The organism is Mycolicibacterium vinylchloridicum, assembly GCF_013404075.1.
Taxonomy (GTDB): domain Bacteria; phylum Actinomycetota; class Actinomycetes; order Mycobacteriales; family Mycobacteriaceae; genus Mycobacterium; species Mycobacterium vinylchloridicum.
In genome coordinates this window covers 1-22,607 of the sequence record NZ_JACBJQ010000040.1, presented here as the reverse complement: position 1 = coordinate 22,607, position 22,607 = coordinate 1, and the positions used below count along the sequence as shown (strand labels likewise).

The following is a 22,607-nucleotide window of genomic DNA, read 5'->3' as shown; positions in this document are numbered from 1 at the left end:
GATTGATCCCCGATCATGCTGACCCTGACCCCACCCCCGGCGAAGGTAGCGGCGGAGCGAAAGTCGGGGTTCTATCGCCACGACCTCGACGGGCTCCGTGGTGTCGCGATCGCTCTGGTGGCGGTATTTCATGTGTGGTTCGGGCGGGTGTCCGGCGGGGTCGACGTCTTTCTGGTGCTGTCCGGATTCTTCTTCGGCGGTTCACTGCTGCGCACCGCGCTGAATCCCGACTCGCGGCTGTCACCCTGGCCCGAGATCCTCCGATTGGTGCGGCGACTGTTGCCCGCCCTCGTCGTCGTGCTTGCCGCGGGCGCCGTGCTTACCGTTCTGATACAGCCGCAGACGCGCTGGGAGACGTTTGCCGACCAGAGTCTGGCGAGCCTGGGCTACTTCCAGAACTGGGAGTTGTCCGCGACCGCGGCGAACTATCTCCGCGCCGGTGAGGCCGTTAGTCCGCTGCAGCACATCTGGTCGATGTCCGTTCAGGGCCAGTTCTACGTTTCGATGCTCGCCCTTATCTTCGGGTTTGCCTATTTGTTCCGCCGCCGGCTCGGCAATCGGCTGCGTGTGACTCTTGTGACTTTGCTGGCCGTACTCACTGTCGCGTCCTTCAGCTTTGCCGTCGTCCTCCATCTGTCCGATCAGACGGCCGCGTACTACAACAGCTTCGCCCGCGCCTGGGAGTTGCTGCTGGGCACGCTCGTCGGCGCGGTGGTTCCCTTCGTGCGCTGGCCGATGTGGCTGCGCACCGTGCTGGCCGCGGCCGGGCTGGCGCTGATCGTCTCGTGCGGCGCCGTCATCGACGGGGTGCGGGAGTTCCCCGGCCCGTGGGCGCTGGTGCCGGTCGGCGCGACGGTGTTGATGATCCTGGCGGCCGCGAACCGGCACGCGAGCCCGTCGACGCGCGACCGGCTGCCGCTGCCGAACCGGCTGCTGTCGGCGCGACCGCTGGTGACGCTCGGCGCGATGGCCTACTCGCTGTACCTGTGGCATTGGCCGCTGCTGATCTTCTGGCTCGCCTACACCGGCGACAAGCGCGCCGGCTTCGTCGCCGGGGCGATCGTCCTGGCGATCTCGGGCGTGCTGGCTTATCTGACGATGCGCTTCATCGAGGAACCGCTGCGTTCCGGGCGACGGGCGGCAGCCGCGCCTGCGCCGCAGATCGCGTGGCGCGCCCGCCTGCGCAGGCCCACCATCGCCCTGGGGACCGCCGTGGCACTGCTCGGGGTGGCCCTCACGGCGACGTCGTTCACCTGGCGCGAGCACGTCACGGTGCAGCGCGCCAACGGTAAGGAATTGGTCGCGCTGTCCACCGACGGGTATCCGGGAGCGCGGGCACTGACCCAGCATGCCCGGGTGCCCAAGCTGCCGATGCGCCCGACTGTGCTCGAGGCGCAGAAGGATCTGCCCGAGTCGACCACCGACGGCTGTATCAGTGATTTCGACAACACCGACGTCATCAACTGCACCTACGGGGACAAGTCGGCGACCCGGACCATCGCGCTGGCCGGCGGATCGCACGCCGAACACTGGATCACCGCACTCGACGCGCTGGCCAAGATGCACCACTTCAAGGTGGTCACCTATCTGAAGATGGGTTGTCCGCTGACCACTGAGGAATCACCGCTGGTGATGGGCGACAACCGGCCCTACCCCAACTGCCACAAGTGGAACCAGAAGGTGATGGCCAAGCTGATCGGCGATCACCCCGATTTCGTGTTCACCACCTCGACCCGGCCATGGAACATCAAGCCCGGCGATGTGATGCCAGCCACCTATATCGGTATCTGGCAGACGTTGTCGGACAACAAGATTCCGATCTTGGCGATGCGTGACACGCCGTGGCTGGTGCGCAACGGCCAACCTTTCTTCCCGACCGACTGCCTGGCCAAGGGCGGCGACGCGGTGTCGTGCGGGATCGACCGTTCCGAGGTGCTCTCGGACCGCAACCAGACCCTCGATTTCCTCCCGATCTTCCCGCTCATGCGGGTCCTGGACCTCAGCGACGCGGTGTGCCGTGCCGACCGGTGCCGCGCGGTCGAGGGAAATGTGCTGATTTACCACGATTCTCATCACATCTCGGCGACATACATGCGCACGTTGATCCCCGAGCTGGGCCGGCAGCTGGGGGCGGCCACCACATGGTGGTGACATCCTGCGCGACGTTCGCGCCACGTCGATAGGGTCGAGAGATGTCGTCGAGCGAACCCGCACTGACCACGGTGTGGCCTGGTGCCGCATACCCGCTCGGGGCCACCTATGACGGCGCGGGCACGAATTTCTCGCTGTTCTCCGAAGTGGCCGACCGGGTCGAACTCTGCCTCATCGCCAAGGACGGCACGGAAACCCGCATCGACCTCGACGAAGTCGACGGTTTCGTGTGGCACGCCTACCTGCCGACGATCAATCCCGGGCAGCGGTACGGCTTCCGGGTACACGGCCCGTGGGACCCGGCGGCCGGCCACCGGTGCGATCCCAGCAAGCTGCTGCTGGACCCCTACGGCAAGTCCTTCCACGGCGACTTCGAGTTCAGCCAGGCGCTGTACTCCTACGACCTCGGGGCCGACGACCTGGCCTCCGGCGGCACCCCGCCGATGATCGATTCGCTGGGGCACACGATGACCAGCGTCGTCATCAACCCGTTCTTCCACTGGGGCTCCGACCACGCGCCACGGACGCCGTACAACGAAACGATCATCTACGAAGCCCACGTCAAGGGCATGACCCAAACCCACCCCGGCATCCCCGAGGAACTGCGCGGCACCTACGCGGGGCTGGGCCACCCGGCGGTGATCGATCACCTCAAGGCGCTCAACGTCACCGCCATCGAACTGATGCCGGTGCACCAGTTCATGCACGACCACCGCCTGATCGATCTGGGACTGCGAAACTACTGGGGATACAACACGTTCGGCTTCCTGGCTCCGCACTACCAGTACGCGGCGACCCGGCACGCCGGCGGTGCGGTCGCCGAGTTCAAGACGATGGTGCGCTCGTTCCACGAGGCGGGCATCGAGGTCATCCTCGACGTCGTCTACAACCACACCGCCGAAGGCAATCACCTCGGGCCGACGATCAACCTGCGCGGCATCGACAACGCGGCCTACTACCGCCTGATGGACGACGACCTGCGGCTCTACCGCGACTTCACCGGCACCGGCAACAGCCTCAACCCGCGGCATCCGCACACGCTGCAGTTGATCATGGACTCGCTGCGGTACTGGGTTCTCGAGATGCACGTCGACGGATTCCGGTTCGACCTGGCCTCCACGCTGGCCCGTGAGTTCTACGAAGTCGACCGCTTGAGCGCGTTCTTCGACATCGTGCAGCAGGACCCGGTGATCAGTCAGGTCAAACTGATCGCCGAACCGTGGGACGTCGGCGAGGGTGGCTACCAGGTCGGCAACTTCCCCAGCCTGTGGACCGAATGGAACGGCAAGTACCGCGACACCGTGCGCGACTACTGGCGCGGCGAACCGGCCACCCTCGGCGAGTTCGCGTCCCGGCTGACCGGATCGTCGGACCTCTACGAAGCCACCGGCCGCCGCCCGGGCGCCAGCATCAACTTCGTCACCTGCCATGACGGCTTCACCCTCAACGACCTGGTGTCCTACAACGAGAAGCACAATCTGGCCAACGGCGAGGACAACCGGGACGGCGAGAGCCACAACCGGTCGTGGAACTGCGGGGTGGAAGGCCCGACCGACGATCCGCAGATCCTGGCGCTCCGCGGCCAGCAGATGCGCAACATCCTGGTCACCCTGCTGCTTTCGCAGGGCACCCCGATGATCGCCCACGGTGACGAGATCGGCCGTACCCAGCAGGGCAACAACAACGTCTACTGCCAGGATTCGCCACTGTCCTGGATGGACTGGACCCTGCGCGAGACCAACTCCGATCTGCTCGAGTTCACCAAGAAGGTGACTGCACTTCGCAAGCAGCACCCGGTCTTTCGGCGCCGCCGGTTCTTCGACGGTGAGCCGATCCGGACCGGTGATCAGGTTCGGGACATCGCCTGGCTCACCCCGGCCGGCCAGGAGATGAGCCACGACGACTGGGACTCGGGCTTCAAGTTCGTGGGCATGTTCCTCAACGGTGAAGCCATCCCCGAACCCAACTCCCGCGGCGAACGCGTCGTCGACGACTCGTTCCTGCTGTGCTTCAACGCCCACAGCAAGCCGATCGAATTCGTCACTCCCGACGGCGACTATGCCGAACAGTGGACGGCGGTTCTCGACACCTGGGATGCCACCGGAACCAACGGCACGGTGGTGAAGACGGGCGAGGCGATCACGGTGCCGGGTCGATCGGTTCTGGTGCTTCAAAAGACCGGCTAGCGGGAACAGGCACAGCTATGGCTTCCCCGGTGCTGTCCACCTATCGCCTGCAGCTGCGCGGCCCCTCGGCGGGCGATGCGTTCACCTTCGCCGACGCCGAGAAGCTCCTCGAGTACCTCGACGGGCTGGGTGTCACCCATCTCTACCTGTCCCCCATCCTGACCGCCGCACCCGGGTCCACCCACGGCTACGACGTCACCGACCCCACCACCGTGTCCGACGAACTGGGCGGCCCCGACGGCCTGGCCCGGCTGGCCGAGGCCGCCAAGGCGCGCGGTCTGGGGCTGGTCGTCGACATCGTGCCCAACCATGTCGGAGTGGACCGGCCCGAGCGCAACCCGTGGTGGTGGGACGTGCTGCGCAACGGTCGCCAGTCGGCCTACGCGACATTCTTCGACATCGACTGGACGGCCGACCCCGATGGCCGAATCCTGTTGCCGGTCTTGGGCTCTGACAGTGACGTCGCAGATCTGAAGGTGGACGCCGACACGCTGCGGCTCGGCGGCCTCGCCTTCCCGATCGCGCCGGGCACCGGCGACGGCAGCGGGCCGCAGGTGCACGAGCGCCAGCACTACAAGCTGATCGGGTGGCGCACCGGAGCGTGCGGGTATCGCCGGTTCTTCTCGATCACCTCGCTGGCCGGCCTGCGCCAGGAGGACCCGACGGTGTTCGAGACATCACACACCGAGGTGGCTCGCTGGTTCCGCGAGGGTCTGGTCGACGGAGTGCGTATCGACCACCCCGACGGCTTGACCGATCCGACCGGATACCTGAGGTGGCTGCGCGATCTGATCGGGCCGCAGGCCTGGATCGTGATCGAGAAGATCCTCGGCGTCGGTGAGCCGCTTGACCCGTCGCTGCCCGTCGACGGCACCACCGGCTACGACGTGCTGCGCGAGGTGGGCGGTGTCTTCGTCGATCCCACCGGCGCCACGGCGTTGACCGAACTGGTCGACGGTAATGGCTTCGACTACGCCTACGCGCCGGAGATGTTGCGTCAGTTGAAGATCACCGCGGCCACCAGCACGCTCGCCAGCGAGCTGGCCCGGCTGCGTCGCTCGATCGTCACCGCCGTGGGTGCCGACCACCCGCAGCTGCCCGACGCGGTGGTCGCACTGCTGACGAATGTCGGTGTGTATCGATCGGATTACCTGAGCCTGTCGTCACTGTTGTCGGTCGCGATCGCGCAGACGGTGACCGAGCAGCCTGCGCTGGCCGCACCGCTGCAACTCGTTTCGTTGGCGCTGTGTTCGGCGGAGCCCGCTGCGCGGCTGCAGCAGCTGTGCGGGGCGATGACGGCGAAGGCGGTGGAGGACTGCTACTTCTACCGCGACCCACGCCTGGTGTCGCTCAACGAGGTCGGCGGTGAGCCGGAATGCTTCGGCGTCAGCGCCGCCGAGTTTCATCGAAGCGCGGCGGTGCGCGGGCGGTTGTGGCCGCACGCGATGACCACCCTGTCGACGCATGACACCAAGCGCGGTGAGGACGTGCGCGCCCGGATCGGCGTGCTGTCCCAGGTGCCGTCACTGTGGGCCGAGTTCGTGGCCAGCTGGCAGACCACCACGCCGGCGCCCGACCCCGCGACCGCACTGTTCTTGCTGCAGAACATCTTCGGGGTCTGGCCGGCCGACGGTCAGGTCACCGACGAATTGCGCACGCGGTTGCACGCCTATGCGGAGAAGGCGATCCGCGAAGCCGCGTGGCGCACCTCGTGGAACGACCCGGACACCGAGTTCGAGGACGCCGTCCACGCGTGGCTGGACGCCATCGTGGACGGGCCGGTGGCCACCGAGCTGACCGGCCTGGTTGTCCAACTGGAACCGCACGCCCACAGCGACTCGCTGGGGCAGAAGCTGCTCGCCCTCACCGTCCCCGGCATCCCGGACGTCTACCAGGGCACCGAACTGTGGGAGGACAGCCTCGTGGATCCGGACAACCGCAGACCCGTCGACTACTCTGTGCGCGGCAGCGAGCTGGAACGCTTGTCGCATCCCAAGATTCGGGTGGTGCGGGCGGCGCTGCACGCCCGGCGGGACCGCCCCGACGCATTCTTGTCGGGTGAGTATCGGCCGGTGTTGGCGGTCGGCGCCGCGGCATCGCACGTTGTGGCGTTCCACCGGGGTTCCGACGTGCTGGTCGCGGTCACCCGCTGGACGGTCCGGCTGCATCACGACGGCTGGGGTGACACGATTCTGCCGTTGCCCGAAGGGGTGTGGACCGATCGGCTGACCGGTTCGCGTTTCAGCGGCCCGACGCCGGCCGGCGAGGTGTTCGGCGAGCTGCCTGTTGTGTTGTTGGAGTCCTCAGATGCCTGAATTCGCGGTGTGGGCGCCGCTGCCCAAACTGGTGCGCCTCGATGTCGGCGGGCAGCTGCACGAGATGTCTGCCGGTGACGACGGCTGGTGGCGCGCCGACGTCGACTGCCCGCCGGATGCCCGGTACGGCTTCGTCCTGGACGATGATCCGGCCGTCCTGCCGGATCCGCGGTCGGCTCGTCAGCCCGACGGCGTGCACGAGCGCTCCCAACTCTGGGACGCCTCGGCGGTGCGGTGGAACGATCAGCAGTGGGCCGGGCGCTCGATCGAGGGCGCGGTGATCTACGAGCTGCACACCGGCACGTTCACCGCCGACGGCACCTTCGAGTCCGCCATCGAGAAGTTGGACTACCTGGCGGACTTGGGTGTCGACTTCGTCCAGCTGATGCCCGTCAACGCCTTCAACGGCAGCCACGGCTGGGGCTACGACGGGGTGTTGTGGTATGCCGTGCACGAACCCTATGGCGGCCCTGACGGTTTGGTGCGTCTGGTCGAAGCTTGTCACGCCCGCGGGCTCGGGGTGTTGATCGATGCGGTGTTCAACCATTTCGGGCCGTCGGGCAATTACCTGCCCCGGTTCGGGCCGTACCTGTCCGCCGTGAGCAATCCGTGGGGCGAGGGCGTCAACCTGGCCGGGCCGGACGCCGACGAGGTGCGGCGCTACATCATCGACTGCGCGCTGCGCTGGATGCGCGACTTCCACGCCGACGGCCTGCGACTCGATGCCGTTCACGCGCTCGTCGACAACACCGCGATCCACATCCTCGAGGAGCTGTCGGCCGAAACCGACGCGCTGTCAGCGGTTCTGGGCCGGCCACTGTCGCTGATCGCCGAGAGTGACCTCAACGATCCGCGGCTCATCACCCCGCGGGACCGCGGCGGCTACGGCCTGACCGCCCAGTGGGACGACGATATCCATCACGCCATCCACACCGCGGTGTCCGGTGAGCGGCAAGGCTACTACGCCGATTTCGGCTCGATGGCCACGCTGGCGACCACACTGCAGAACGGGTACTTCCACGCCGGCACCTACTCGTCGTTCCGCCACCGCAGGCACGGCAGGCCGCTGGACAAGGCGCTGATTCCGGCCACCCGGCTGATGGCCTACACCACGACCCACGATCAGGTCGGCAATCGGGCGGTCGGCGACCGGCCGTCGCAGAATCTGGACTTCGGCCAGCTCGCCGTCAAGGCGGCACTTGCTCTCGGATCGCCCTATACCGCAATGCTCTTCATGGGCGAGGAATGGGGATCGTGCCGGCCGTTCCAGTTCTTCAGCTCCCATCCCGAACCAGAGCTGGCCAAAGCGACCGCGGAGGGCCGCAAGTCGGAGTTCGCCGACCACGGCTGGAACGCCGACGATGTGCCCGATCCGCAGGACCCGCAGACGTTCCTGCGCTCCAAGCTGGACTGGGACGAGCTCGGCGGGGGTGAGCACGCCCGGTTACTGGCGTTCTACCGCGGATTGATCGCGTTGCGCGACAACGAACCCGACATGGCCGACCCGTGGCTGACCGACCTGGTGATCGACTACGACGAGGACGAGCGCTGGATCGTGATGCGACGCGGCGCAATTGCGATCGCCTGCAATCTCGGCGAGCAACCGGCGACTGTGCCCGTCGCCGGTGAGGTGCTGCTGGCCTGGGGTGAACCCGAGGCCGGCGTGCACGGCGCGCGGCTGCCCGCGCACTCGGTGGTGGTGACGCGGACGAGCTAGGTGAGATACCGATACGCCGGCGAGCCGGGTTCGAGCGCCTCGACGTGGATACCTGAGGCGGCCATCCGGGCTCGCAGCCCGTCCAGCCCGGTCGCGGAGCCGAGTTCGACACCGACCAGCGCCTCACCGGTCTCGCGGTTGTTGCGCTTGACGTACTCGAACAGCGTGATGTCGTCGTTCGGGCCGAGCACCTCGTCGAGGAACCGGCGTAGCGCGCCGGGCTCCTGCGGGAAGTCGACCAGGAAGTAGTGCTTGAGCCCCAGGTGGACCAGTGACCGCTCGAGCACCTCGCCGTAGCGCGACACGTCGTTGTTGCCACCGGAGATCAGGCATACCACCGTCGACCCCGGCTCGACATCGGCCTCCAGCAGTCCCGCCACCGACAGCGCCCCCGCGGGCTCGGCGATGATGCCCTCGTTCTGATACAGGTCGAGCATCGCCGTGCAGACCGCACCCTCGTCGACGGTGGTGACCGACACCATGTCCCCGGCCGCGGCCAGCGCCTGATAAGTCAGCGCGCCGACCTGCTTGACCGCCGCCCCGTCGACGAACTGGTCGACGTGCTCCAGGGTGACCGGACCGCCGGCGGCCAGCGCCGCGATCATCGACGCCGCGCCGGCGGGCTCGACGCCGAGCACCGCGGTGTTCGCCGTCCGCTCGGCAAGGTAGGTGGTGATCCCGGCGATGCACCCGCCGCCGCCGACCGGCACGACCACCAGGTCCGGCTCGCCGTCGAGCTGGTCGAGGATCTCCACCGCGATGGTGCCCTGACCGGCCATCGTGCGCGGATCGTCGAACGGCGGGACGAGCGTGGCGCCGGTGCGCGCGACATCCTCCAGCGCGGCGTCGGCGGCCAGGTCGTAGGTGCTGCCGCCGACGATCAGCTCGATGAACTCCCCGCCGTGATAGCGGATGCGGTCACGCTTCTGCTTGGGGGTCTTGGCCGGCACGTAGACCCGGCCGTGCACGCCCATCGAGCGGCAGGCCAGCGCAAACCCCTGGGCATGGTTACCTGCCGAGGAGCAGACCACCCCGGCGGCCAGCTCCTGCTCGGAGAGCTGTCGCAGCAGGTTGTAGGCGCCCCGCACCTTGTAGGACCGCACACTCTGCAGGTCCTCACGCTTGAGGTACACCTGCGCGCCGGTGGCCTGCGAGAGCCGGTCGCTGTGCTGCAGCGGGCTACGAGTGACCACGCCGGAAATTCGCTGAGCAGCCTCATCGATGTCAGCCGCGGAAAGCGGCGCTGACAGTCGGTGCTGGCTCAGTTCGGCGGACACCGCTCAATGGTGCCACCTTGCACGGGGAATCAGGGAATCGGCCATGAAGCGATGAGCAAGCAGCGCCACCAGATCGGGGTGCGCTCCCAGCGGCTCGGTCACGGCGTGTGCGCCGCACCGCCCCAGTTTGGTGTGGAACACCCCGGGCGCGAGCAGGTAGGAGGCGATGAACACCCGCCGCCCCGCCGTTGCGAGCCGGCCGACGATATCGGCGACGGTCGGCGCACCGGTTGCGACGAAGCCGAGGTGCACCTCCCCCACCAGCTCGGCCAGGAGTCCGGCCGCCTCCGTCAGTTCTGCGCGGGCCGCGGGATCCGACGATCCGGCCGCGGCCATCACCACCGGGTCGCCGGGTGACCAGCCGGCCTCGAGCAGGCGCCCGAGCATGATCCGGGCAAGCACCGGGTCGGGCCCCAGCGCCGGGGTGACGGTGACGTCCCGGTGACCGCTCTCGGCCACCCGGGCCGGCAGGTCGGCATTGACGTGATAACCCGACGCCAGGAACGCGGGTACGACAACAGCGGGGCCCACCGTGTTCTCGAGCACCTCACGGGGATTGGGCCCGAGCACGTCGACGAACGCGGTGCGCACCGGGCCGACATGCTCCGCGACAGCCGCCGCGATCTCGGTGATGGTGTTCAGCCCCAAAGGATTTCGGGTGCCATGGGCAACCAGGACCAGTTGTCGTGTCATGTCGAGGCGGAGTCCAGCGCCAGTCGGTATCCCCGCTTCACGACAGTCTGGACGACACGGGGGGCGGCCAGCGCCGAGCGCAGCCGGGCCATCGCGGTCTCGACCGCGTGGGTGTCGTCGCCGCCGCCGGGCAGTTGGGCCAGTAGTTCCTCCCGTGACACCACCAGCCCCGGCGCCACCAACAGCCTGCGCAGCAACGCCATCGCGGCCGGCGGCAGCACCTTGAGCTCGCCGTCCACCTCGACACTGGCACTGCGGACACTGATCTCGTGCCCGCCCGCACTGTACTTCTTGGCCAGGCAGGGCAATTCGTCGGTGATCAACCGGGCCAACGCACCCAGCCGGTAACGCTGCGGATAGCGGGCGTCGATTCCGAGCCGGGTCAGCGGGGTGGCGGTGACCGGGCCGACGCAGAACACGGCGACATCGTTGCGCAGCGCATTGATCAGACATTGCAGCGCGCCAAGGGCTTTCGCACGTTCCAGCATGGCCGCAACAGCGGGTGCGCTGGTGAAGCTCACCGCATCCACGTCGGCGCCGACGATCGCCGCGATCAGCGCATCGACGCGGCGGGAATCCTCCGGCGCCTCCCAGCGGTAGACCGGGACCTTGACCACGTAGGCGCCGGCCCGCGTGAGCGCTTCACAGATGTCGGTGTCGGGCTCCCACTCACTGGCCGCGCCGTGCAGCTGCACGGCGATGCGCAGACCGTCCACGCCCTCGGACAGCAGGCGCTCCAGCACTTCCACCGAGGATTCCGACTCCGGGCTCCACTCCTCGCACAGCCCGGCCTGACGCACTGCACCGCGAGCCTTGGGCCCGCGAGCCAGAATTCGCACGGAGTCCAGCGCGGCGGTCAGCTCGTCGGAGACGTCCCAGCCGTGGGCGGCCTCGATCCAGCCGCGAAACCCGATCCCGGTGGTCACCACGACCAGGTCCGGAGGCTGCTCGATGAGCTGTGTGGTCACCCGGCGCAACTCGACATCATCGACGAGTGGCACGATCCGGATCGCCGGGGCGTGCACGACGGAGGCGCCACGACGCTCGAGGAGCGTGATGAGTTCCTCTGCCCGGCGCGCTGCGGTTACCCCGACGGTGAAGCCGGCTAACGGGTCAGCTACTTCTGATCTCGACGAATCCATCAACCACCCTGACGTCGTAAACCGGCAGCGCGTGTGACTCGTCGTCGAGGCACCGACCATCGACAAGAGAGAACACCTGCTTGAGCAACGGTGACGCCACAGTGGGCTCGCCGCGCCGGTCCCCGACGATGCCACGCGACATCACCGCGGCACGACCGAAGGGGTCGATGTTGCCGACAGCGTGCAGCGTTCCGTCGGCCAGCAGGAAGAGCGCGGCCTGTGCGCCGTCGGGCAGCAGCACCGCCACGCCACGCCCGGGCAGCAGCACACTGCGCGAGCACGCGGGCGTCCAGCCATCCAGGTCGAGCCCGGCGCGGGTGTCCGCAAGAAGTGTCATGGTTTCAAGCCTCCAAGACCTTGATAGAGGGGTCGTGTTTCACAGCTGTTACGGGCGGCTTTCGGCCGCGTTGACGACGCTCGGGATGCCCAGCAGCAGCGGTACCTTGCGCGGCCCGGTTTCGTCGAAGACCACCGTCGGATCGGGCTCTCCGGGCGCGTTGACGAACGATACGAAGCGCGAGAGTTTCTGCTGGTCGTTCAGTACGCCTGCCCACTCGTCGGAGTACCCCTCGACATGCCGCGCCATCGCGGCGTCCAGGTCATCGGCGATGCCCAGCGAGTCCTCACACACCACTGCCCTGATATGATCGAGCCCACCTTCGATGGTCTCCTGCCACACCGCGGTGCGCTGCAGTCGGTCCGCGGTGCGGATGTAGAACATCAGGTAGCGATCGATGTAGCGGACCAGGGTTTCGGAGTCCAGATCACCGGCCAGCAGTTGCGCATGCTTGGGGGTGGCGCCTCCGTTCCCGCCGACGTAGAGGTTCCAGCCCTTCTCGGTGGCGATGACGCCGACGTCCTTGCCGCGCGCTTCCGCGCATTCGCGCTGGCAGCCCGACACGCCCATCTTGATCTTGTGCGGCGAACGGAGCCCGCGATAACGCAATTCGAGGTCCACGGCCATCGCCACCGAGTCCTGCACCCCGTAGCGGCACCACGTCGAGCCGACACAGCTCTTGACCGTCCGTAGCGACTTGCCGTACGCGTGGCCCGATTCCATGCCGGCGTCCACCAGTCGCTTCCAGATCAGCGGCAGCTGTTCGACGCGCGCACCGAACAGGTCGATGCGCTGGCCGCCGGTGATCTTGGTGTAGAGGTTGAAGTCCCGGGCCACCTCGGCAATCACCATCAGCTTCTCCGGCGTGACTTCGCCGCCGGGCAGCCTGGGCACCACCGAATACGTGCCGTTGCGCTGGATGTTGGCCAGGAAGTGGTCGTTGGTGTCCTGCAGGCCGGCCGTCTCGTCGTCGAGGATGTGGTCGGAGCTGGTGGACGCCAGGATCGAAGCCACCACAGGCTTGCAGATGTCGCAACCGGTTCCGGTGCCGTACTCGCCGATCAGGGCCGAGAAGGTGCGGATGCCGGTGCTCGCGACGATCTGGAACAGCTCGGCGCGGGTCTGCTCGAAGTGCTCGCACAGGGCCTTGGACATCGCCACGCCCTGCGCTTCGAGCAGCCGCTTGAGCATCGGGATACAACTGCCGCAAGAGGTTCCGGCCGCAGTGGCACACTTGATGGCCGGAACATCATGGGCGCCTTGGGAAATAGCGCCACAGATGCTCTGCTTCGTCACGGCGTTGCAGGAGCAGATCTGGGCGTCGTCAGGCAGCGCTCCCACCCCCACCTCTGCACCCGACGGCGAGATCAGTGTCGCCGGATCGGCGGGCAGCGGCCGGCCGACCATCGGGCGCAGGGTGGCGTACGCGGAGGCGTCGCCGACCAGGATCCCGCCCAGCAGCGTCGAAACATCGTCGGAAACCACGAGTTTGGCGTAGGTCGCGTTGACGGCGTCATTGAGCACGACTTCCAGCGCGCCGGGTGTGCTGGCATGGGCGTCGCCGAAGCTGGCGACGTCGACACCGAGCAGCTTGAGTTTGGTGGACAGGTCGGCACCCGGGAATTCGGCGGTGCCACCGAGTAGCCGGTCCGCCACCACCTCGGCCATCGTGTAACCGGGCGCGACCAGGCCGTAGCAGCGGCCCTCGACCGCGGCGACCTCACCGATGGCGAACACCCGCGGATCGGAGGTGGCACAGCTGATATCGGTCAGCACGCCGCCGCGCTCGGCGATGGGCAGACCGCAGTCGGCAGCCAGATCGTCGCGGGGGCGCACACCTGCGGAGAACACCAGCAGTGCGCCGTCGAGCGTCTCGTCGTTGGACAGCGACACCGTGATGCCATCGCCGGTGTCGACGATCTCGGTGGACGCCACGTCGGTGTGCACGGTGATACCGAGTTCGGTGATGAGCCGGTTCAGCAGCGCACCGCCGCCGTCGTCGACCTGAATGGGCATCAGCCTCGGAGAGCGTTCCAGCACATGCGGTGTCAGGCCCAGCAGACGCAGCGCGTTGGCGGCCTCCAGTCCCAGCAGACCGCCGCCGACCACGATGCCGACCGCACCGGGGCGGGCCGCCGAGGCCGTCGCCCGGATGGCGTCGAGATCCTCAAGCGTGCGGTAGACGAAGCAGCGCTCGAGATCGCTGCCCGGGATCGGCGGCACGAACGGGTACGAGCCGGTCGCCAGCACCAAGGCGTCGTAGCCGATCCGCTCCCCCGCGGATGTGATGACCTGACGGGCGTCCCGGTCGATCGCGGTGGCCGGCTCCCCGACCCGCAGGTCCACCAGATCATCTCCGGCATAATCGTTTCCGGACAGGGCCAGGGTCGAGCGGTCCCAACCGTCGATGTAGGAGGACAACCCCACCCGGTCGTAGGCCGGGGTGGGTTCCTCGCACAGCACGACCACCCGCCACGCCCCGTCGCGGTCTCGGTCTCGCAGCGCCTCGACGAACCGGTGCCCGACCATCCCGTGACCGACGACGACGACGGTCCGCGCCGCGGCGGTCATGCCGCGGCTGCGGCGCTGTCGACCGCCGGGTTGTCGGTGCGCAGGACTCCCGCCTTCTTGGGGGTCCGGACGTAGGCAACCCAGGTGATGATCGCGCACAGCACGTAGAAGCCGAGGAACACCCAGAAGGCCATCGTCGCTGATTTCGCCGGCGACAGGTAGGAGGCCCGCAGGGCGACGTTGACGCCGACCCCGCCGAGGGCGCCGATGGCCCCGGCGATGCCGATCAGCGCGCCGGACATCCGCAGCGACCAGGCGCTGCGCTCCTGGGCACTGAGGTGGTCCATACTCTTGGACTTGGCCTCGAAGATCGACGGGATCATCTTGTAGGTGGAGCCATTTCCCATGCCGGACAACACGAACAGGGCGATGAAGCCGGCGATGAACGCCGCCATCGTGGCACCCGACGCGGGTCCGGCCGCGGCGTCGTCGATCTCACCGGCCGCGACCAGCCACGCCGCGGCGGCGATCATCGCCCCGAAGGTGTACAGGGTGACCTTGCCGCCGCCGAAGCGGTCGGACAACCAACCGCCGAACGGCCGGGACAGCGAGCCGAGCACCGGCCCGAGGAACGCGATCTGGGCGGCGTGCAGCGATGCCTGGGCGGTCATCGCCGGGGTGACGGGTCCGCCGTGCGAAAGCCCGGCCAGGAAGTTGATCTGAAGCACCTGGCCGAAGGCGAAGCCGAACCCGATGAACGAGCCGAAGGTGCCGATGTAGAGCAGTGAGATCAGCCACGAATCACGATGTGCAAGAACCTCGATCAGCGATCGAGCGTCGCTGCGCTGGTTGGTGAGGTTGTTCATGAACACTGCGGCACCCAGTGCGGCAAGGGCGATCAACACCAGGTAGACGGCGCAGACCAGGTGCGGCGACCGATTGCCGACGGTCGCGATGACCAGCAACCCGACCAGCTGGATGACGGCGACACCGATGTTGCCGCCGCCGGCGTTGAGGCCCAGCGCCCAGCCCTTGTATCGCTGCGGATAGAAGGCGTTGATGTTGGTCATCGACGAGGCGAAGTTTCCGCCGCCCAGTCCGGCGAAGGCGGCCACCACAAGGAACGTCGTGTACGACGTGCCCGGGTGCGCCATGTAGTACAGCGTCAGCGCGGTGGGCACCAGCAAGGCCAGGGCCGAGAAGATCGTCCAGTTCCGGCCACCGAAGTGGGCGGTGGCGAACGTGTAGGGGATCCGCAGCACGGCGCCCACGAGGGTCGGGACGGCGACGAGGAAGAACTTCCCCGCGGCGTCGATGTGATAGACGTTCTGCGGCATGAACAACACCATCACCGACCAGATGGACCACACCGAGAATCCGACGTGCTCGGCGAAAATCGACCAGATCAGGTTGCGGCGTGCGATTTTCGAGCCGCCGTTGTTCCAGGCCTCGACGTCCTCGGCATCCCAGTCGTCGATGTCGTAGCCACTACGGGTGGTTGAAGTCTGCATGTGCTCACGGTAGGGATTCTTTATTGCGCCCTCGCTGCCCGCCGTGATCGATGTGTCACAACCTTCTCACTTTGGCTGTTGCGCTGCAGTGAGGTTCAGTACACGTCGCGCAGGTAGCGCTTCTCGGAGATCAGTTCGCGCTTGAAATCGCGGGCGGCTTCGGCAGACAGGTGGCCGTGGGTGCCGATGATGGTCTCCAGCGCGGAGTCGACGTCCCGCGCCATCGTGGCGGCATCACCGCAGACGTAGAGGTGCGCACCGTCCTGCAACCACGCCCACAGCTGCGCACCGTTTTCGATCATCTTGTCCTGCACATAGATTCGCCTGCGCTGGTCGCGGGAGAAAGCGAGGTCCAGCCGATTCAGGAAGCCGTCGGTGACCATATCTGTCAGATCGTCTCGGTAGTAAAAGTTTTCGGCCCGGTGCCGGTCACCGAAGAACAACCAGTTGCGCCCGGTGTGGCCCGATGCCCGGCGCTCCTGGAGGAAGCCGCGGAACGGCGCGATGCCGGTACCCGCGCCGATCATGACAATCGGCGTCGTCGTGTCCTCGGGCGGCCGGAAATGCGGCGATTTCTGCAGGAACACCGGAACGTCGCGGGCGCGATCGGCCAGGAACGTCGAGCACACTCCCCCACGCTCGGCGCCATCCGATGTCTGGTAGCGGACGATCGAGACCGTCAACTGCACTTCGTGCGGGCTGACCAACGGGCTCGAGGAGATCGAATACAACCGCGGCGTCAGCCGGACGAGGACTTCCTGCCACAGCTGCGCCTCGGCCTGGACCGGAAACGCCCGAACCACGTCGATTCCGTTGCGCCCCAACCGCCAGGTGTCCAGTTGCGCGCGCGCCGATCGCAGCTGCCTTGCCGCCGCCTTGTCGTCCGTCGCCTCGGCCAAGAAGGCCAGCAGGTTCGGGGTGATGCGACAGATGTCGTAACTTCCGATGAGTGCCTGGCGCAGTGTGCATTGCGCCCCGTCGACCTCGACCACGTCGTCGCCGCGCAGGCCGGTCGCGGCAAGCCAGGCGGCGACATCCTCGTCGCTGTTGGTGGGCAGTACCCCCAGCGAGTCGCCGACGGCGTAGCCGACCTCGTGTTCGGAGATGTCAAATCCCAGCTGCCGCACCTCTTTGGCGGCTGACGACGGGGTCAGCCGAGTGTTACGCGTCAGCCGCGCTGCGACCGGGCTGGCGCGGGTGAACGGTTCCGTGCGCCGGGGCACGGGCGTGCTGACCACCGCGGGCGTATCGCCCCCGGCGACGAGCTCGATCGCCCGGGCGGCCCACGCGGCCAGCGAGTCTTCGTCGTGGGCCTCGCAGTCGCTGCGGGCGAGTAACCGGGCACCACCGAGCTCGGCCAGCCGGGTGTCGAGAGACCGGGCGTGACCACAGAACTGGCCGTAGGACCGGTCGCCGATACCCAGCACCGCGAACCGCAAGCCGGCCAGCTCCGGGGCATCCGGCGCCCGCAGCTTTTCCCAGAAGTCGGCGCCGTTGTCGGGTGGATCGCCGTCGCCGAACGTACTGGTGACCACCAGCACGTCACGCTCCGCGAGATCGGTTACCGCGCAGTCGTTCATGGTGACCAGTCGGGCCGCCAGGCCGGCTGCCCCGAGCTGATCGACGAGCCGGGCCGCGAGTTCCTCGGCGTTGCCGGTCTGCGATGCCCACAACACCCACGGCCCGGACGTCGTTGACGCAGCCGGTGTGCCGATCCGCGAATATCTGCCGGCCAACAGGCCATCGATCCACAGCCGGACCTCATCGCTGACCGGAGCCGAGTCGGGTAGCACAGGGACCACGACGACCTCGCCGGTCAGCGCTGCGAAAAAGCCTGACAGATAGTGCTTTTCATCGTCAGTGGCGATCAGCGGGAGTTGGGTGTCGACCGTCTTCACCGGGCGCAGACTCACGGCGCACACCTTGAGTTCGGGTTGCAGCGAGTCGCTGTCGACGGCATCACTGGTCACGGCGTTGATCGCGAGGTACTCACCGTGCTCGTCGTTCCAGTGAAAGGGCGCAAAGCAATTGCCCGGCCGGACCCGGTCGGTGATCACGGCGGGCAGCACGGCCCGGCCCCGCCGCGACTGCAGCTCGACAGCCTGGCCGTCGACGATGCCGAGGCTCCCGGCGTCGTCGAGGTTGATCTCGACGAAAGGCTTTCCGTTGAGCTTGTTGAGCTTGGCGATCCGGCCGGTCTTGGTCATGGTGTGCCACTGGTGAGCCAGCCGGCCGGTGTTCAAGACGAAAGGATAGTCGCCGTCCGGCAATTCGCGGGCATCCAGGTGCGGTCGGGGGTGGAAGATGCCTCGGCCCGACGGTGTGGCAAACCTGAGCCCACCGTCAGTGCGGTACCGAATCGGGTGACGATCCTGCTCGTCGCCGGGCGGGGACGGCCACTGCACGGGCGTTTCCCGAAGCCGTTGATAGGTGATGCCGCGCAGGTCGTAGCCGGTCTTGGGATTGGCGAACCGGCGGATTTCGTCGAAGATCTGTTCACTGGACTCATAGCGGAAGTGGGCACCGAATCCCATCGCCTCGGCCACCTGGCAGATCAGCTGCCAGTCCGGGCGTGATTGCCCTGCCGGGGAAACACATCGGCGCACCAGAGTGAGCGTGCGTTCGGAATTCACCATCACCGCGTCGGCTTCGGCCCACAGCGCGGCGGGCAGGACGATATCGGCGTACCGGTTGGTGGCGGTGTCCGCGTAGACATCCTGGGTGATCACCAGCTCCGCCGTCTCCAGGCCGGTGATGACCGTGGTGCGGTTGGGCACCGACGCCACCGGATTGGTGCAGATGATCCAGCATGCCTTGATGTCGCCGGCGGCCATCTGCTCGAACATGTCGATGGTGCCGTGGTTGACGTCGGCGCGGATCGTTCCGGGCACCACGTCCCAGACATCTTCGACGAAGGCCCGGTCGTCGGCCGAGACCACCGCACGCTGCCCGGGCAATCCCGGCCCCATATAACCCATTTCGCGGCCGCCCATCGCGTTGGGCTGACCGGTCAGCGACATCGGCCCGCTGCCTGGCCGGCAGATCGCCCCGGTGGCCAGGTGCAGGTTGCAGATGGCGTTGGTGTTCCAGGTGCCGTGGGTGCTCTGGTTGAGACCCATCGTCCACAGCGACATCCACTCCCCGGCCTCGGCGATCATCGTTGCCGCGGCGCGGATGTCGGCTTCGGCCAGGCCGGTGATGTCGGCCACCTTCGCCGGCGGGTAGTCGGCGAGAAACTGCGGCATCGCCGCCCAGCCCTCGGTGTGCTCGGCGATGAAATCGGTGTCGATGGCGCCGGCGGCCACCAGCAGGTGCAGCAAGCCGTTCAGCAGCGCCAGGTCGGTGCCGGGCCGGATCTGCAGATGCAGGTCGGCCTTGTCGGCGGTTGCGGTGCGGCGCGGATCGACGACGATCAGCTTGGCCCCGGCCCGCATCCGATCGGCCATCCGCAGGAACAGGATCGGATGGCAGTCGGCCATGTTCGCGCCGATGACGAAAAATAGGTCCGCACAGTCGAAGTCGTCATACGAGCCGGGCGGCCCGTCGGCACCGAGGGATTGCTTGTATCCGGTTGCCGCACTGGCCATGCACAGCCGCGAGTTGGATTCGATGTTGACCGTGCGGATGAATCCCTTGGCCAGCTTGGTGGCCAGGTACTGGGCCTCCATCGACATCTGGCCGGATACGTAGAGGGCCACCGAGTCCGGCCCGTGCCGGTCCAGGATCTCGCGCAGCCGGGTGCCGGCCGTCACCACGGCGTCATCGACGGGCGCGGCGACCAATTCCTCGCCGCGCGCCGGGCGCATCAGCGCGGTGAGGACGCGGCCCTCGGCGGTGCCCATCAGTTCGGTGTGGGTGGCGCCCTTCGTGCACAGCCGGCCGCGGTTGGTGGGGTGAAGCCGGTCACCGACGACGCTGGCGATGACCGGACCTCCAGGACCGGGTCTGGTGCGCACGTCGATGCCACATCCGACCCCGCAATACGAGCACGCGGTACGGATGTGGTCGGCGCAGTCATTCCCGGCAGCCACGGCTCTACCGTGCCCGGCGGACATTACGGGAGGTGCCGGGGCGCGTTATCGCGACGATAAACCGCGCTCACATTGGCCGGGCCGCTCATGTGAGAACTCGGTAGCCGATGTAAGACTTGTCAACATGGCGAGCGCCTCCTATCACCACGGCAACCTGCGTCAGGCGCTGCTCGATCACGGGGTCGCGCTGGCCCGCGCGGGCGGCCCCGACGCCGTGGTGTTGCGTGACGTCCAGCGCTTGGCGGGGGTGAGCAACTCCGCGGCCTACCGCCACTACGCCGACCGGCATGCGCTGCTAGGGGCGGTGAAGGTGTACGCGATGACCCAGCTCGGCACGACGATGATCGACGCGCTGGAGTGGGTTTCCGATGGAGATTCGCGGTCCGAGCGGGCACTGAACCGGTTGCGCGCGACCGGTCAGGCGTACGTCGATTTCGCGGTCGCCGAGCCGGGGTTGTTCCGCACCGCATTCGCCCCGGAGGGCATCGAGCCACTCGACGGCCCCGTGCCCGACGGCCGGCACCCGTTCCAGATCCTGCGGGGCTGCGTCGACGAGCTGGTCGCGGCGGGCGTGCTCACGAAGGCTCGCCGGGACGGATTCGACGAAGCCGCCTGGGCGGCCGTGCACGGAGCGGCGACCCTTTTCCTCGAAGGCCCACTGGCCACGGCCGGCGCCGAACGCCGCCAGCTGATCACGGATCGGCTCCTCGACGTCATCGGCGACGGGATCCACTGACATCTGATGTTGACAGCGCTAACTTCCGCTGGCATGCTCGCGGATGTTATCGCCGTCAACATGGAGGTCGAGCGTATGAGCGTGGGCATCGAGCCGGTCCCGCCGCAGCCCCGCACGCCCGGCCGCGGCCGGCCCGTTGCGATCCTGGTCGTGGTCCTGGTGGCCGCACTCGCCATCAACGTCGAAACCACGATCGTCAATGTCGCACTGCCAACCCTGAATTCGTCGCTCGGTGCCTCGACCAAGGCCCTGCAGTGGATCGTCGACGCCTACAACCTGGCCTTCGCCGCACTGGTCTTGGCCGGCGGCACCGTCGGCGACCGGTTCGGCCGTCGCGGAACCCTGATCGCCGGCCTGGTGCTGTTTGCGCTCGGCAGCGTCGGCGCCGCGCTGTGTACGTCCACCGGACCGCTGATCGCCATGCGACTGGTGATGGGTGTCGCGTCCGCGCTGATCTTCCCCACCACGCTCGCGATCATCACCGACACGTTCCGCGATCCGCGGCAGCGGGCGGCGGCCATCGGGGTGTGGGGCGCGGTCACCGGACTGGGTGTCGCCATCGGCCCGATTCTCGGCGGCGCCCTGCTGGAGGTGTTCTGGTGGGGCAGCCTGTTCCTGGCATTGGCACCGATCGCGCTGGCGGCCGCCCTGGCGGCCCCATTCGTCATTCCGAGCGCGTCCCCCGGACGCCAGAACCGGCTGGACCGCGGCGGACTCGTACTGTCGGTCGTCATGCTCGGCGCGCTGGTCTACACGATCATCGAAGCCCCCGACCGCGGATGGTCCAGCGCACCGACGCTGGCCGGGTTCGCCGTCGCTCTCGGCGCCGCCGTGGGCTTCGCCTGGTGGGAGCGCCGCCGGCGCGAACCGCTGATCGATGTCCGGCTGTTCACGAATCTGCGGTTCAGCGCCGCCAGCGGGGCGGTGACCGTCGCCTTCTTCGCGCTGTTCGGGTTCATCTTCCTGATCACGCAGTTCATGCAATTGCTGCAGGGCTTCAGCCCACTGGAGACCGGCGTGCGTATCCTGCCGGTCGCGCTGTCGATCGCCGTCGGGTCGGTCGTGGGAACCCGACTGGCGGTGACCCGGATCGGCACCAAAGTCGTTGTGTTCGTTGGCCTTCTACTCTTGGCCGCATCGTTCGGGTGGATCGCGGCAAGCGACCTCGCCATCACCTACCCGACGATGGCCGCGCAGATGGTACTGCTCGGCGGCGGGCTCGGACTCACCACCGCACCGGCCACCGACTCGATCATGGGCGTGGTGCGGCCCGAGCAGGCCGGTGCCGGATCGGCCGTCAACGACGCCACCCGTCAGGTAGGCGGCACTCTCGGCGTCGCGGTGATCGGCAGCATCTTCTCCACCCTCTACATCCGGCACCTGGGCGACAGCCAGGCACTGGGCCTCATGCCGCCGGCCGCCCGGTCCGCCGCGGCCGAAGGCCTGGCCCAGGGACTGGCGGTGTCGGCACAGGCGCCGCCGCCGATCGCGGGTGCGGTGCGCGGCGCCGTCGACACTGCGTTCCTGGCCGGCCTGCAGGCAGGCTGTCTGACGGCAGCCGCGGTCTGCCTCGCCGGTGCGGTGTTTGTGCTGGCAGTGCTGCCCGCCCACCCGAGAACATCGGCACCCGAATCCCAAGTTTCGGGAACCCGAAAAAGTGCTATCGTCGAGCCATGACGAGCATGGATCAGGTGCAGATCGCGGGCGTCCCGTGGCCGCTGTACAAGCTCGTCGCGCTGGTCCTGGGCCTTGTCGTGTTCGGCGTCGTCGGGCTGGTGACGGCGAATGCCGCGCCCGCCGTGCTGGTAGCCGCGGGCACCTCCACCGTGATCTGGCTGGCCTTCGGCCTGCGCCGGCCACGCCGCTAGCTAGCTGTACTGACCACGGACGTTGGTGACGGCGTGGCGTGGTGACATGACGAAGACCTCCGAGTGAAGTGCGAGCTGTCTAGGAAAGCACTCACACACCGGAGGTCTTCGTGTCCCACCGTAATGCCCCAT

The 22,607-nt window shown here is 67.6% G+C and carries 14 protein-coding genes; 7 read left to right on the top strand and 7 right to left on the bottom strand.

Annotated elements, in window-relative coordinates; all coding sequences use genetic code 11:
- Positions 1-15 precede the first annotated feature (15 nt).
- Genes HPC46_RS25395 through treZ form a run of 4 tightly spaced genes read left to right on the top strand, consistent with a single transcriptional unit; the run spans position 16 to position 8,369 of the window.
- Positions 16-2,151 carry an acetyltransferase SucT gene (locus HPC46_RS25395; protein ID WP_179474961.1) on the top strand — a complete coding sequence of 712 codons (2,136 nt, stop codon included), beginning with the start codon at positions 16-18 and terminating at the stop codon, positions 2,149-2,151.
- A gap of 41 nt (positions 2,152-2,192) precedes the next feature.
- Positions 2,193-4,337: a glycogen debranching protein GlgX gene (glgX, locus tag HPC46_RS25390; protein WP_179474960.1), complete on the top strand. Its 2,145-nt coding sequence runs from the start codon at positions 2,193-2,195 to the stop codon at positions 4,335-4,337.
- Between the two features lie 17 nt (positions 4,338-4,354).
- Positions 4,355-6,652 carry a malto-oligosyltrehalose synthase gene (treY, locus tag HPC46_RS25385; protein ID WP_179474959.1) on the top strand — a complete coding sequence of 766 codons (2,298 nt, stop codon included), beginning with the start codon at positions 4,355-4,357 and terminating at the stop codon, positions 6,650-6,652.
- Positions 6,645-8,369: a malto-oligosyltrehalose trehalohydrolase gene (gene treZ / locus HPC46_RS25380; protein ID WP_179474958.1), complete on the top strand. Its 1,725-nt coding sequence runs from the start codon at positions 6,645-6,647 to the stop codon at positions 8,367-8,369. Before treY ends, treZ begins: the two co-directional genes overlap by 8 nt.
- Here the strand turns inward: treZ and ilvA are convergent.
- From ilvA to HPC46_RS25345, 7 genes are all read right to left on the bottom strand, one after another.
- Positions 8,366-9,646 carry a threonine ammonia-lyase IlvA gene (gene ilvA, locus HPC46_RS25375; protein ID WP_179474957.1) on the bottom strand — a complete coding sequence of 427 codons (1,281 nt, stop codon included), beginning with the start codon at positions 9,644-9,646 and terminating at the stop codon, positions 8,366-8,368. The two genes, treZ and ilvA, sit on opposite strands and share 4 nt — an antisense overlap.
- Positions 9,647-9,649: 3 nt before the next feature.
- The gene (locus HPC46_RS25370; RefSeq protein WP_179474956.1) at positions 9,650-10,339 is read right to left on the bottom strand and encodes a sirohydrochlorin chelatase; all 690 of its coding nucleotides are present in this window, start codon (positions 10,337-10,339) and stop codon (positions 9,650-9,652) included.
- Entirely contained in the window at positions 10,336-11,481 is a 1,146-nt protein-coding gene (locus HPC46_RS25365) for a uroporphyrinogen-III synthase (RefSeq protein WP_179474955.1), read from the bottom strand. The genes HPC46_RS25370 and HPC46_RS25365 overlap by 4 nt, the downstream gene beginning before the upstream one ends.
- Entirely contained in the window at positions 11,453-11,818 is a 366-nt protein-coding gene (gene nirD, locus HPC46_RS25360; RefSeq protein ID WP_179474954.1) for a nitrite reductase small subunit NirD, read from the bottom strand. The genes HPC46_RS25365 and nirD overlap by 29 nt, the downstream gene beginning before the upstream one ends.
- Positions 11,819-11,866: 48 nt before the next feature.
- Positions 11,867-14,389 carry a nitrite reductase large subunit NirB gene (gene nirB / locus HPC46_RS25355; RefSeq protein ID WP_179474953.1) on the bottom strand — a complete coding sequence of 841 codons (2,523 nt, stop codon included), beginning with the start codon at positions 14,387-14,389 and terminating at the stop codon, positions 11,867-11,869.
- Positions 14,386-15,840, bottom strand: coding sequence for a nitrate/nitrite transporter (locus HPC46_RS25350; protein WP_179474952.1), 1,455 nt, complete (start codon positions 15,838-15,840; stop codon positions 14,386-14,388). Before HPC46_RS25350 ends, nirB begins: the two co-directional genes overlap by 4 nt.
- Positions 15,841-15,935: 95 nt before the next feature.
- Positions 15,936-19,895, bottom strand: coding sequence for a bifunctional nitrate reductase/sulfite reductase flavoprotein subunit alpha (locus HPC46_RS25345; RefSeq protein WP_179474951.1), 3,960 nt, complete (start codon positions 19,893-19,895; stop codon positions 15,936-15,938).
- A 100-nt stretch (positions 19,896-19,995) separates the two neighbouring features.
- Between HPC46_RS25345 and HPC46_RS25340 the strand changes: the two genes are divergently transcribed.
- Genes HPC46_RS25340 through HPC46_RS25330 form a run of 3 tightly spaced genes read left to right on the top strand, consistent with a single transcriptional unit; the run spans position 19,996 to position 22,475 of the window.
- Positions 19,996-20,607, top strand: coding sequence for a TetR/AcrR family transcriptional regulator (locus tag HPC46_RS25340; RefSeq protein WP_179474950.1), 612 nt, complete (start codon positions 19,996-19,998; stop codon positions 20,605-20,607).
- A 33-nt stretch (positions 20,608-20,640) separates the two neighbouring features.
- Positions 20,641-22,284: an MFS transporter gene (locus tag HPC46_RS25335; RefSeq protein ID WP_233716677.1), complete on the top strand. Its 1,644-nt coding sequence runs from the start codon at positions 20,641-20,643 to the stop codon at positions 22,282-22,284.
- A complete protein-coding gene (locus tag HPC46_RS25330) occupies positions 22,281-22,475 on the top strand; it encodes a hypothetical protein (protein ID WP_179474949.1) in 195 nt (64 codons plus the stop codon). The genes HPC46_RS25335 and HPC46_RS25330 overlap by 4 nt, the downstream gene beginning before the upstream one ends.
- The last annotated feature ends 132 nt before the right edge of the window (positions 22,476-22,607 follow it).

Coding starts and splice junctions, on each gene's coding strand:
- HPC46_RS25370 (WP_179474956.1), bottom strand. CDS start 10,339: ATGACACGACAACTGGTCCTGGTTGCCCATGGCACCCGAAATCCTTTG.
- HPC46_RS25330 (WP_179474949.1), top strand. CDS start 22,281: ATGACGAGCATGGATCAGGTGCAGATCGCGGGCGTCCCGTGGCCGCTG.
- glgX (WP_179474960.1), top strand. CDS start 2,193: ATGTCGTCGAGCGAACCCGCACTGACCACGGTGTGGCCTGGTGCCGCA.
- HPC46_RS25335 (WP_233716677.1), top strand. CDS start 20,641: ATGCTCGCGGATGTTATCGCCGTCAACATGGAGGTCGAGCGTATGAGC.
- HPC46_RS25340 (WP_179474950.1), top strand. CDS start 19,996: ATGGCGAGCGCCTCCTATCACCACGGCAACCTGCGTCAGGCGCTGCTC.
- HPC46_RS25395 (WP_179474961.1), top strand. CDS start 16: ATGCTGACCCTGACCCCACCCCCGGCGAAGGTAGCGGCGGAGCGAAAG.
- HPC46_RS25365 (WP_179474955.1), bottom strand. CDS start 11,481: ATGGATTCGTCGAGATCAGAAGTAGCTGACCCGTTAGCCGGCTTCACC.
- nirD (WP_179474954.1), bottom strand. CDS start 11,818: ATGACACTTCTTGCGGACACCCGCGCCGGGCTCGACCTGGATGGCTGG.
- treZ (WP_179474958.1), top strand. CDS start 6,645: ATGCCTGAATTCGCGGTGTGGGCGCCGCTGCCCAAACTGGTGCGCCTC.
- HPC46_RS25350 (WP_179474952.1), bottom strand. CDS start 15,840: ATGCAGACTTCAACCACCCGTAGTGGCTACGACATCGACGACTGGGAT.
- treY (WP_179474959.1), top strand. CDS start 4,355: ATGGCTTCCCCGGTGCTGTCCACCTATCGCCTGCAGCTGCGCGGCCCC.
- HPC46_RS25345 (WP_179474951.1), bottom strand. CDS start 19,895: ATGTCCGCCGGGCACGGTAGAGCCGTGGCTGCCGGGAATGACTGCGCC.
- nirB (WP_179474953.1), bottom strand. CDS start 14,389: ATGACCGCCGCGGCGCGGACCGTCGTCGTCGTCGGTCACGGGATGGTC.